Below are 12,734 nucleotides of genomic sequence, written 5' to 3'. Positions count from 1 at the left end.
TTGGTCTTGATTTGGCGAAGAACGTATTTCAGGTTCACGGCGTCACAGGCGATGGAAATGTTGCGTTCAACCGCGCTTTGAGAAGAGCACAAGTTTTGTCGTTTTTTTAGAAACTTGAACCATGTTTGGTGGGAATTGAGGCTTTCGGTACCAGCCATCATTGGGCGCGTGAGCTGATCAAACTGGGTCATAACGTCAAACTGATATCGCCTGCTTATGTGAAACCATATGTCAAACGCGGCAAATCGGATGCGGCCGATGCAGAAGCCATCTGCGAAGCCGTTACTCGGCCTACGATGCGATTTGTTGAAGTGAAGACACCCGAACAACAGGCGATACTCGCGGTTCACCGAACACGTGACCTCATTGTTCGGCAACGAACACAGACAATCAATATGCTGCGGGCACAACTAGCGGAGTTTGGCGTTGTTCTTCCTCAAGGGATTTATCATGCTCTGCAGTTCGCCAAGGACTGTTTGAGTGGGGAACAAACTGACCTGCCGGAAGTTGCAAGCGATGTGATCTTTGAACTTAGTGATCAATTGCGGTTCCTACATTCAAAGATTTTACGCTGTTCCCGACAGATGACGCAGATCGCCAAGCTTGAGAAACGCGTTGCCTTGCTCCGGACAATTCCGGGCGTTGGGCAGATTACTGCATCAGCAATTGTAGCGACGGTTGGCAGCGGTAAGCAGTTCAATAATGGTCGGGAGTTTGCGCCTGGTTGGGGTTGACGCCACTCAACAAATCAAGTGGTGGAAAAGAACGTCTGGGATACATCTCAAAGATGGGCGATCAATACATTCGACGTTTATTGGTTCTGGGCATGACTTCCCGCATTCGATCAATCAGAACAGCGCCGGAAAAGTTTGATCCTTGGTTTGCAGACATACTATCGCGCAAACCAAGCAGAGTGGCTACAGTGGCCATGACCAATAAGACCGCACGAATGATCTGGGCCGTTCTTACCCGCAATGAACCCTACAAAGTAAGAACCGTTTGAACACAACGAAACAAAAACAAGAGATTGCAAGACCAATGAAGTGATGGAAAAATTGTCAGCCCTAAAACCAAGACACCCCGAGCTTTGTCCGGAACGCTTTGCTGTTCGATGTGCGGAATGGGACTTGGTTGGTGGAAACCATCAGGGCCAGCGGCCATGTGCGTCGCGTTAACAGGCCGAACACGAGACTACTTCTGACAAAATACAATTACTTCAAAAAAGGACTTGCAAAAAGGGAGCCATCCACACAGGACAAACCGACCATTGTAGTTTGAACTATTCAGACTTTGTGACCGAAAATTGGAAAATCGTGGTAGGAGTTGAAAAATTCCTCGTGCATTGGTTCAGCGGCAGTATCGCAGAACTGGATAACGCGCATCTTCGCTGATTTTGCGGCTTGAATCCCAGCTTCGCTATCTTCGATCACCAGACAGTTTCGCGGTAAAACACTCATCTGGTGAGCCGCATGCAGAAATATCTCCGGTTCTGGTTTCCATGATCCAATTTCGTACGAACTGAAAATTCGATCATCAAAGAACCCTGACAACTCGGTTTTCTCGAGAGCATGGGTCACTTTTGCACGAGGAGCGCTTGTGGCGATGCAGCATGGAATTGGTAGTATTGCGAGCATTTCTGGCACACCAGGAAAGGCGCGGAGATCTGTTTCGAACAACTCTGAAACTCGTTCTCTATAAATTTTCTCAATATTTTTCGGAAGTATTACTTTGAATTTACATTCAATCTGCTCAAACATCCATGAAAGTTTTCTGCCGCCGAACATGTTCACAAGTTCATGTAGAGGGATGGTTATTTCTGGGATGACATCCAAAAGTGCTTGGTTGCACAAGGTCTCGCTATCGATCAACGTGCCGTCCATGTCAAAGATCACACAGCTAATCATGATTTTCCAACAAGTTTCAAATTTAACATTATAGAACTACCACCCAGCCAATTATCACAGATAGGGTGTTTTAGTATCCACTACGAAACAAAAGATAGCACAGATTGACTTCTTTTTGTATCTGGGATGTCTTGAATGGGCTCACTTCTGCCCTTAGGCGTACGATGATCAAGGTCGGCTCAGCGGACAAATTGACCAAACACAACACCTGGCCAAGTGCTGATTTGGGCGGGCTATAACGCCGACCTATCTATTCTAGACTTCCACATTTTTCTATATCGCGAACGCGTCTTTAAGGTTGACACCCATATATCTAGCTGTCGGCTTCCACAGCACTCCGGATCATATAAATCGAGTTTAAGTTGATTGATTGAGTTTTAGTCTTGTTGAATTCAACTCCCCTTTCGCATCAAGAACAGCAAATGCGTATGATGCAACTTTGTTGTTTGTTGCCTTTAGCTCTTCGGCAATTTCAACATGCAGATCACTGGTCAAAAATGAAGCCATGTTGCCGCTCGCCAAACGCTTAAAATGCTTGCGACGGCTTTTTTGTTCCAATGTCGATATAGATTTTTTCATGTGTACAAGCCGTCGCGCCAAGTCTTTTGAGGATGTGGTGATCATATCAAAAGACATCAAACTGCTGCTTAAAACTTGCTTTTGAACCTCTAAGAGCTCCGCGATTCCTTCGGGGGAAAAGGCTAAGCCGTTGTCACGTAGTTGGCTGGAAACCGACTGCAATGAGCCGACAAGGGATTGCCCTGCGCGATTAAGCCGCAAAGCATATTCAAATAGTTGTCTGTTGTGTTTGAATTGCTGGCGATCTTCGGCTTGGTCCCCAAATTCTGCATAATAGGCGCGCAGCTGGCTCATCCGGTTACTCAAAACATCGACGTGATACACTATGCGGTCGAGAAACCGATCTTCGTTTGTTTCGATCAAACGGCCAGCATCTGCAATGATGCGACTTACGCTATCAAGCATGGATGCTACATCACGTTGTAAGACCAACTCTGAATTATCACTGTCGGCATATTTTGCCATTGCTACGCCTGTAAACTCGAGCTCATGAGATTCTGCCTGTTGGGTGCGATCTGGCATAAGGCGCGAATAGGCTGCGCATATGGAGGCTGCGAAGGGCACAAAAATGAGGTTAGTGGCGTTAAACAGAAGATGGATACCGATCAAATGAGAATCTTTACCCAAATAGCCGAATAAAAGCTCAGCAATAGGCAGAGATAAAAACAACATGAAATACAAAATGGCACTGCTGCCACGCACAATCAGGTTCAAAATGGGGAGTTCTTTCTCGCGCATTTCTGCGCCTCGTGTGAGCCAGACGGGTATCAGGACGCTGCCGATGTTGCAGCCAAATACAAAAGATGCGGCAGCTGCAGGAGAAAATGCCCCTTGGGCAAATAAAATACTACCAACCAATATGGACGCAACGCTGGAATGCAAGGCGAAGGTGATCACTATGCCAACAAACAACACAAGCACCTGGTCTCCACCTAGCAGAGCGGAGACCGCGTTAAGATGGGTTGCGCCTTTGAGCGGAGCGACGGCCAGTGAGATCATTTGAAGGGACAAAAGGATTAAGCCAACGCCAAATAACGCCCGCCCGGCGTTTTTGAGCACTGCATTTGATGTTTTTAGGTAAAGCCATCCACCGATAAATAAGAGCATGGGAAGTAACAGGCTGAGATCAAAAGACAAAACTTTGATGACAATTGCCGAGCCTAAATCAGCTCCAAGGCTCAGAGCCAACCCTAAATACAAGGGGATTGCTCCAGCAGATACAAGCCCTGCCGTCATCAAAATAACCCCAGTTGCACCCTGAAAGAAAATCGCCAGCACAATACCCGAAAGACAACTTCCAGCTGGGCCGCGCTGTTCAAGCATAACATTTAGTCTTTGACCAAATGAGCGTTCAACGCCCAAACGAACCTGGCGCACTGCGAAGAGCAGCAAAATACTTGCTGCAAGTATGTTTATGGCGAAATCTAACATGAATTCTGCGCTCTTTCTTAGTTGGTCAGCAAAAGTCTGATTTGACAAGTCAACATAATTCGATTAATTAATTCCACAATGGAATAAATTAATGAACTGTACCTGTCAATAATCGTAAAGCGAAGAAGAAGCGTTCATATGTATGCAAACGAAACAAGGCTCATGCAGATTGTCGACATCATTTCTCGGGCAAGTGCTGAAATCATAATGCCTAGCTTTCGCGCGCTCCCTTCAGGGTCGATAACGAAGAAAACATCCGACACTGATCTGGTCACCCACGCTGATTTGGCAGCTGAAGAATTTATCTGCGAGGCGTTGCTGAAAATGTCGCCATCAGCCGCAATTGTTGGGGAAGAGGCTGTTGCTGCTAACCCTGGTCTGTTGTCTGCTATCGCGGAGGCTGAGCTTTGTTTTATTGTCGATCCGATTGATGGCACGCTCAATTACGCATGGGGCGCGCCGCTGTTTGGATCAATGCTCGCCATCGTCGAGAATGGGATCACTACCGCAGGGTTGATTTATGATCCCGTAACTGGTGATTTTCTAACGGCAGTCAAAGGGAGTGGCGCGCACGCGCATTTTTCACAGCGTCGCGATTCATATACGCTTAGTGTGGCTGGTCCTTGCGATGTGCCTCTGATGAATGGATTTGTGCAGACTCCTCAATATCCAAAGGCAGCGCAGCCAAAGTTGCTGAAATGTATGCATAGCTTCAATCAAATCTTTTGGTATGGGTGTTCGGCATATGAGTATCGCTTGCTTTGTGATGGAAAGTTAGATTTTTCCCTGCAAACTTTTCTCAAGCCTTGGGACCATGCCGCTGGTCAGTTAATCCACACAGAAGCAGGTGGGTATTCTGCGATGCTTGATGGCAAGCCTTATCGCCCAGCCGTGATGGGTGGAGGGTTGTTGCTGGCGCGCGATAAGGCTCGCTGGCAGCAAATAAGAGTGCAATTTGAGAATATGGATGAGTTTTTCGCATCAAGTGAAAGCTCTTAGTTTCATTGTCGCAAATCTGTAGTGCATTCGTCACAAAATTGAATTCTACATATATAATATTCCTTGCGGGAATTAAATTAAGGAGAACTGAGATGAAATTGATACCTAAAGTGATTGCAGGCATGGTGCTTGCGTCAGCGGCCACCGCCGCATTGGCGCAAGATATTACCCTGACTTATATGTCGTGGGACCCTAAACAAGTTGAAGTTGAATGGCCGACAATTGCCGATTTTGAGAAAGCGCACCCAGGTGTGAAAGTCAAAATAATCGAAGTACCGGCTGACCAGGGTTATTGGCCCAAACTCACCAGTATGGCCGCAGGCAGCAGTTTGCCCGATGTTTTCATGATGTCGTCAGGATTTGTGAAAGAATGGGGCGAAGCAGGTAATCTTTTAGATTTAACCGGCTTGGTCACCGATGAGCAGCTCTCTGAATATTATGAGAGTGCGGCCAATATTGGCCTTGTTAATGGAAAACGTGTTGCGTTTCCTCAGAACTGGGTAGCACCAGTTATGTTCTACAATATCGACATGTTTGAAGCTGCCAATGTCCCGTTGCCAACCGCAGATTGGACATGGGATGAATTTCTTTCAGCAGCCAAATCATTGACAATCGACAAGAATGGCGACGGCAAGCCTGATCAATGGGGAATGTCTCTTTATGGCCGATATGCCCATATCGAACCTTGGGTGTTTCGCAATGGTGGCCGCTATCTCAATGAAGATGAAACCGCATTAGATTTGAATGATGAGGCCGTGAACGCCCTTCGGTTTTTAACTGATCTCGTGGTGAAGGAAAAAGTTGCCCCAATGCCGCAAGAAATGGAAGGCATTCGCCAGCAAGATATTTTCCCTCTTGGTATGGCTGCTATGTGGGTTGATGGATCTTGGAATATCGCCAACACCCGCGACAACGCAGATGCGTCGATGAATTGGGGCATCGTACAAGTGCCAGTTGGTCCCGATGCTACAACTGATAGTGCTGTCGCATATGCTTGGGCAGATATGTTGTCGGTAGGTGCAACGAGTAAACATCCTGACCTTGCTTGGGAGTTTGTTCAGCACATGGTCGGCGGCGGTCGTTCTGCAAGTGACTTCCTTGGTGGAAAAATCCCGGCCTATGTTTCCATTGCTCAAAGCAAAGATTGGCTGGAAAAAGATCAACGGCCTGCGAACAAGGAGCTTTTGCTTCAAATCGGTGAGCAGCCTGTTTATACCGGCTTTTCGCGCAATTGGGGTGCGTGGCGCGGTTATGCTGCCGATGGCGCAGGCGGCATGAATGGTGAGCTGGATGAAGTCTTCAATGGCCGTCAATCGCTTGAAGAAGCGATCGAAAAATTCACCGCCCATGGCAACGACGTCTTGAGTAAATAGACAAATGTTTTGCCGGGCGAAGGCTCGCCCGGCAAAACTCACGGATCATTTTAAGGGCAGCGGCGTGCAAACTGATGACAAATAAACAAAGAGTAGCCCGGACGGCGTTTATATTTCTTGTGCCGACAATCGTTGGGTTGGTGATTTTCCGATTGATCCCGATTGTGTGGGCATTTGGACTGTCATTTTACAAATGGAAGATATTTGACACGCCTGTCTTTATCGGTTGGCAAAATTACATCGATATTTTCAACTCCCACATCGCGCTAGGTGTCTTCGCCAATACTGCAATTTTTGCATTGATCTATGTGCCGGGCTCAATTGCCTTGGCTCTAGCCCTTGCGGTGTTGTTGAACAACAGCCTGCGCAGCTCAGCATTCTTTCGCGTCTCCTTTTTCATGCCATTCATCACTTCAACGGTTGCAATAACTTTGGCGTGGCGGTGGATTTTGTCGACGAAGTTTGGCTTGTTGAATAATTTTCTTTTATTTTTAGGGGTGGACAGCCCCCCCGCATGGCTTGCTGATCCATTTTGGGCCCTGCCTGCGGTTGCTTTGGTTTCGGTTTGGAAGGATGTCGGATTTTACATGATCCTTTTGCTGGCCGGCCTGCAAACCATTGACCCTGTACTCTATCATGCCGCGCGGGTGGATGGCGCAGGTCCATTTGCACGATTTAAAAGGGTAACCGTGCCGCTTTTAACCCGCAGTCTGTTTTTCGTGTTGATTATTGCCCTGGTTCGATCAACTCAGACCTTTGATATCACTTATGCGCTCACCAGTGGAGGCCCGGCTGGGGCATCAACAACTTTGGCCTTTTATGTTTATCAAAAAGCATTTTTTGATTTTGAGATCGGTTATGCTTCGGCGCTATCCTATATTATGTGCGTGTTACTGGGCCTATTCACATTAGTCAATTTCTATTTCCGTAAGAGGTGGGTTCATGAATAAGAGCGCTGAACAGATCCGTAGAGATCGAGCGATCACGCTCGTTTGCCTTTATCTTACGCTTATTGCTTATGCCATCATCACATTGGCGCCGTTTATATGGATGCTTATTACGAGCTTTAAACTGCCCTTAGATGTTTTTAGGTTGCCGCCGAGCTTTGTGCCAACAATGCTCCAAACAGACACACCGATGGCAAATTATGTGACGGTTTGGCAAAAGCATGATTTTTTCGTCTTTTTTGTGAACTCAACCATTGTTTCATTGCTGGCTTCAATAGGGCAAATTTTTGCAACGGCCTTGGCGGGTTATGCCTTCGCGCGAATGGAAATGCCGGGCAAAAACTGGTTGTTTGCTGTTGTGCTGGCCACAGCCTTTATCCCAACTGAAGTAACGATCATTCCTGAATTTTTGATCATGCGATGGCTCGGATGGATCGATAGTTTTGCATCACTTATTGTGCCTTCGTTTTTGGTCGGTGCGTTTGGTACGTTCATGTTACGTGAGTATTTTGCAAGTCTACCCAAAGATTATGCTGATGCTGCCTATGTTGATGGTGCTAGCCCGTTCCAAATTTTTTACAAAGTCTATCTGCCATTGGCCAAGCCTGCGCTCGTTTCGGTTTTTGTCATCGCTTTTATCAATAATTGGAACGAATTATTGCGCCCGCTGATCTTTCTCAATGACTCTGAAAAACACACCATACCGCTGGGTCTTATGCGTATGATGGGTCAACACGAATCTGCTTGGACACAATTGATGGCCGCCTCAGTGATTTCGACTTTGCCATTGATTTTAATATATATTTTGACCCAACGTTATGTCTTGCAAGGCTTCGTTGGAGGGGGTGTAAAAGGCTAATGGCAAAACAACCGATCAATAAAACGCTATTGAATAATCTAGAGTTTACCGACCATCAACGACGGATGCTCGCAATGGTCCTGCGCACGCCAGGTATACGGCGCAATGAGCTTGCAGATATGCTCGGCCTTTCGCAGCAAACCATGATGCGTGCGATCAACCCTATGGTTGAAGCGGGGATATTAACTGAAATTGATGAACTGGCCGGCACTCGAGGCAAGCCTCCCAGACTTCTTTCGTACAATGGTGGATCATTGGTGACTTTGGGCGTCACTCTCGCTGCAGATCGGGTAATCGTTGAGTTTTCTGATCTTTACGGTGCATCAGTTTCGCGCCAAGCCGTCATTCGGGATTTTTCCTCAGCATCAACTCAACTCGCTGTTTTATTCGATGCGATTGAAGAGGCCTCTCAAAGCCTGAGTTCACGCAATTTCATCGTGGGTGGTGTTGTTGTTGTTCAGGGTTATTTTTTGGAGCGTGGGCGAAAAATCGTTGCCTATTCTGACCCTGATGGATGGTCAAATATCGATCTATGCAAGGAATTTCAAAATAGGCTCAATGTCGATGTTACGATTGTAAACGATGGCAAGGCATTTGCCGGCTCAATGCTGGCAAAGAGTGTTTCCAGTAATTTTATGGGCATACTCATTGGCACTGGCATTGGCGGCGGTATTGTTAGCGACGGTCAACTGATTACAGGCGCTTATGGGAATGCCGGTGAAATTGGCCGGTATTTTGAAGAGGGCCCATCTCGTCCAACTGAATTAACACTCAAACGGTGTTTGGATATTGGTCATTGGAGCGAGTGGTCGGGCATAGACACCCTGACAGATATTCAACGACGAGACTTAGAAATTTGGCAGGATAACGCCGCTGAGAAATATGGTAGCGCTATCAATCTTGCGCTTGCGCTCTTAGATTTTGACACCGTTTATCTCGGGTCAAGAATACCACAGGATCTATTGTCTGGATTGGTGGCACGCATAAAACTGGAACCGCTTGGCTTCGATTTGCGCGGCGTCGACGCCACAAGATTCATCTCCAATCCACCCAAAATCATCGCTCAGCATATTGATAAGCTAAGCAATCTTGCCAACAAAATGGCCGTTGAACAATTTGTTTCTCCAATGCCCGACGTTTCAAAAATTTCCAACAATAGTGAACAAAAAATGGGGCTTGTATAATCGCATGGCAAACCTAACCCTATCATCAATCAGCAAATCCTACGGCACTGCAGAAGTGCTGGACGATATCAGTTTGGACATTAAAAGCGGAGAGTTTGTCGTTTTTGTTGGGCCCTCTGGTTGTGGCAAAAGCACGCTTCTTAAGCTCATTGCCGGATTAGAAGATGCATCAAATGGCAGTATTGAGATTGGTGGGCACGATGTTACTGGGCTCGAACCGGTTCAGCGTGGCATTGCGATGGTGTTTCAGTCTTATGCCCTATATCCGCACCTTTCCGTTTATGAAAATATCGCCTTTCCTCTACGGCTTCAAAAACTGTCAAAATCCGAAGTTGATGAGGCGGTTCAAAAAGCGGCGCAAATCCTAGATCTGACGAATAGGCTTTCCTATAAGCCCGGCCAACTGTCAGGCGGCCAACGCCAACGAGTTGCAATTGGGCGGGCAATCGTAAGGGATCCCAAGGTCTTTTTGTTCGATGAACCATTGTCGAATTTGGATGCCGCTTTGCGTGGGCAAATGCGGGTAGAACTTTCTGAACTGCATAAAAAACTGAAAACCACTTTGGTTTATGTGACCCATGATCAGGTCGAGGCCATGACAATGGCGGACCGAATTGTTGTGCTTAATCAGGGTAAGGTCGAGCAATTTGGCACACCAATGGAGCTATATCACAAGCCAAGAACTCGGTTCGTTGCCAGTTTTATCGGTCAACCCGGCATGAATTTTATTCCAGCATCTATTGTGGGATCAGAACAAAACCGAACCGAGATTATGCTGCCTGGAAATTTCAGAATGGAGAAAAAGTGCAATTTTGACTTAGACTTAAATGGTCACTCTGTCGAATTGGGCATTCGGCCTGAAGCCTTACGTCCTGCCGATGGCAACAAGGGTTTAAAAACAAAAATTCGTATCGTTGAACGGCTCGGCGGCGTTTCGTTTCTTTATGGCAGCCTTGAAGATGGCACATCAATATGTGCCTCGTTTGATGGTGAGATGGATGTCCCCGACGAAGGTCATATCATACTCGACTTCAACCCTGACCAAGCCCATCTGTTTGACCGCGATGGAACCGTTATTGTCGCGAACGAATAAGCGCGGCTCATATCACTGAAAGAAAACAATTATGAAAATAGCGATCGCCGGCATCGGGTATAGAAGTGTTAAAGTTCTAGGGTATTTGCAACAAGCAATGCCCGAAATTGAGTTTACGGGCTACGTTGACCCAAATCCAACTTTGCTTTCGCAGCTTTGCGATCCAAACTCAATTAGAGCATTTGATAATGTTTCGGACATGTTGGATGATAGCAATGTGGATCTGTTGTTTGTCGGGTCGCCAAATCATTTACATCTGGAGCATATTGAAGCTGGTTTGCGCGCCGGTGTTCAAGTGTTTACCGAAAAACCCGTAGTTGCATCCATGGAGCAGACTTGGGAATTGGCAAAACTCTTGAAAGAGTTTGGACCTGAACGGGTTATGGTTGGTCTTGTGTTGCGTTATGCGCCGCAAATGATTGATTTGAAAAACGCGCTCGATCTCGGCGTTTTGGGTGAAGTCGTGTCCCTAGAAGCTAACGAGCATATTGAGCCTGCGCATGGCGCGTTCTTTATGCGCGATTGGCGGCGATATTCACACTATTCAGGTGGTTTTATGCTGGAAAAGTGCGTTCATGATTTAGACCTTTACAGCATGATTACAAACTCGCGACCGATAAAAGTCGCGAGTTTTGGCGGGCGGCAGTCTTTCCTCCCTGGGAATGCCCCCGTCAGCAATGCAGATAACGATATCTATCATAGTAAAACATCAATTTGGGAGGGAACGAATGATCCTTTTACTTCTGATGGCGACATCATCGATTATCAAACAGCACTTATCTCATATGAAAGTGGTGCAACACTCGCGTTCCACACCAATCTCAATATTCCGGATGAACACAGACGATTTTTGGTGGCCGGAACAAAAGGGATGGCGGAAGGAGACTTCCAACGTGGCTATCTAAAAGTCACGCACGCCCCTTCAGGTAAGATTTATGCGGATGTTGATTATACCAAACGCCCCGAAGCGCTTATTGATCATTATGGTGCAGATGCACAAATGGGTAAGGACATTGCAGCCTATTTACGACAAGAAACTGGTTCGCTGCCCGTATCAATTTCGGATGCACTTGAAGCAGGAATTGTCGCGATGGCTATTGATGAGGCTCGAAACTCTGGAGAGATGTTTGACTTAAAACCAATTTGGGCCAGGTTTGACGAATTCGGATTGAGCCCTGTGGCAAATAATACCTAGCGATATCACCAAGTTCATTGACCTTCGGTGTGTGGCATGTGGATTGGTGGCTTGGATGCCAATTCTTGGAAGAAAAATGAAAGTAATCAGATGTCCACCCTCAGAGAGCCGAATCAATGTTCCGCGAGTGTCCGCTTGGGGCCGCGAATGTCGATCTGGCCTGAAAATTGAACAACCGGGTTGGACTGTGGTTTCAACAGGTAGATGCAACACTTTAGTCTTTAAGAAGAGATGGAGTGTTTATTATGAAGTACCGCACACGGACGTTTTATACGAACAAACAGAAATCCGTGATGTGGGATAGATGGCAACGCGGAGAGTCGATGAGTTCGATTGGATGTCATTTCAATCGTGTGTCGACTTCGATATTCCCTCACTTGGCGCGAACTGGTGGTATCCGGCCCGCAGACCGTAAGCGCTCGCGATGTGCTTTGAGCCTCATTGAACGAGAAGAGATTTCGCGTGGGCTTGTCGCAAGGCAATCGTTTCGTTCAATCGCGCAAAAGCTGAACCGGTCACCTTCGACAATCAGCAGAGAGGTCCGCAGGAATGGCGGACGCCAAACCTATCGCGCCCCTATTCAGAGCAGCGCGTTTGGGACTACGCAACTCGCCCAAAGCTGTGTAAACTCTCGTTCAATGAACCTTTGTGCCAGTTGATAGCGCGCAAGCTGCGTCGAAAATGGTCACCGCAGCAAATCGCAGGCTTGCTCAAACGCAAATATCCAGATGAAGAGCAAAATTGTGTGTCGCACGAAACGATATATCGCAGCCTTTATGTCCAAACCCGAGGGGTTTTGAAGAAGGAATTGCAGGAATGTCTGGAGGCTGTGTGGAAACGTCTAAATAGCCCCTAGATTTGCAGACACCTTGTTCCCTAAAATTGAGGCCAAGGAGATATTTATGGGTAAGCCAAGGTTTACGGAAGAATTCAAGATTGACGCCATCAAACAGATTACGGAACGTGGTCATGCTGTGGCGGACGTTTCGCACCGTTTGGACGTTAGTACGCATTCGCTTTATGCGTGGATGAAGCGATATTCACCACCTGATGATGGTGTTAGCAAGGACGATCAGTCTGCTGAGATACGACAACTGAAGCAGGAGCTTGCGCGCGTCACCGAGGAGCGCGACATTCTAAAAAAGGCAACGGTGTACTTCGCCAGAGATG

General features: G+C 47.0%; 11 protein-coding genes and 1 pseudogene. 10 read left to right on the top strand and 2 right to left on the bottom strand.

Annotated elements, in window-relative coordinates:
* Positions 1-1,003: pseudogene (locus ACSHWX_RS16990) on the top strand (IS110 family transposase); the annotation flags it as partial.
* A gap of 280 nt (positions 1,004-1,283) precedes the next feature.
* Here the strand turns inward: ACSHWX_RS16990 and ACSHWX_RS16985 are convergent.
* Entirely contained in the window at positions 1,284-1,904 is a 621-nt protein-coding gene (locus ACSHWX_RS16985) for an HAD family hydrolase (RefSeq protein ID WP_435669419.1), read from the bottom strand.
* A gap of 357 nt (positions 1,905-2,261) precedes the next feature.
* Entirely contained in the window at positions 2,262-3,914 is a 1,653-nt protein-coding gene (locus ACSHWX_RS16980) for a Na/Pi cotransporter family protein (protein ID WP_435669418.1), read from the bottom strand.
* Positions 3,915-4,052: 138 nt separating this feature from the next.
* Between ACSHWX_RS16980 and ACSHWX_RS16975 the strand changes: the two genes are divergently transcribed.
* The 9 genes from ACSHWX_RS16975 to ACSHWX_RS16935 form a co-directional block, all read left to right on the top strand.
* A complete protein-coding gene (locus ACSHWX_RS16975; protein WP_435669417.1) occupies positions 4,053-4,913 on the top strand; it encodes an inositol monophosphatase family protein in 861 nt (286 codons plus the stop codon).
* 92 nt (positions 4,914-5,005) lie between these two features.
* Positions 5,006-6,286 carry an ABC transporter substrate-binding protein gene (locus tag ACSHWX_RS16970; protein ID WP_435669416.1) on the top strand — a complete coding sequence of 427 codons (1,281 nt, stop codon included), beginning with the start codon at positions 5,006-5,008 and terminating at the stop codon, positions 6,284-6,286.
* Between the two features lie 74 nt (positions 6,287-6,360).
* Positions 6,361-7,236 (top strand): carbohydrate ABC transporter permease, encoded by an 876-nt coding sequence (locus ACSHWX_RS16965; protein WP_435669415.1) that lies wholly within the window; start codon positions 6,361-6,363, stop codon positions 7,234-7,236.
* Positions 7,229-8,092 carry a carbohydrate ABC transporter permease gene (locus ACSHWX_RS16960; RefSeq protein WP_435669414.1) on the top strand — a complete coding sequence of 288 codons (864 nt, stop codon included), beginning with the start codon at positions 7,229-7,231 and terminating at the stop codon, positions 8,090-8,092. The genes ACSHWX_RS16965 and ACSHWX_RS16960 overlap by 8 nt, the downstream gene beginning before the upstream one ends.
* The gene (locus ACSHWX_RS16955; RefSeq protein WP_435669413.1) at positions 8,092-9,276 is read left to right on the top strand and encodes an ROK family protein; all 1,185 of its coding nucleotides are present in this window, start codon (positions 8,092-8,094) and stop codon (positions 9,274-9,276) included. The genes ACSHWX_RS16960 and ACSHWX_RS16955 overlap by 1 nt, the downstream gene beginning before the upstream one ends.
* Before the next feature lie 4 nt (positions 9,277-9,280).
* Positions 9,281-10,369: an ABC transporter ATP-binding protein gene (locus ACSHWX_RS16950; protein WP_435669412.1), complete on the top strand. Its 1,089-nt coding sequence runs from the start codon at positions 9,281-9,283 to the stop codon at positions 10,367-10,369.
* 31 nt (positions 10,370-10,400) lie between these two features.
* Positions 10,401-11,564, top strand: coding sequence for a Gfo/Idh/MocA family protein (locus tag ACSHWX_RS16945; protein WP_435669411.1), 1,164 nt, complete (start codon positions 10,401-10,403; stop codon positions 11,562-11,564).
* Between the two features lie 245 nt (positions 11,565-11,809).
* The gene (locus tag ACSHWX_RS16940; RefSeq protein ID WP_435669410.1) at positions 11,810-12,223 is read left to right on the top strand and encodes a helix-turn-helix domain-containing protein; all 414 of its coding nucleotides are present in this window, start codon (positions 11,810-11,812) and stop codon (positions 12,221-12,223) included.
* Between the two features lie 243 nt (positions 12,224-12,466).
* Positions 12,467-12,734 (top strand): transposase (locus ACSHWX_RS16935; protein WP_435669409.1); only part of this gene is annotated, 268 nt, incomplete at its 3' end.

This window comes from Maritalea sp., assembly GCF_051251695.1.
Lineage (GTDB): Bacteria > Pseudomonadota > Alphaproteobacteria > Rhizobiales > Devosiaceae > Maritalea.
This window is presented reverse-complemented; position numbering and strand designations above follow the sequence as displayed.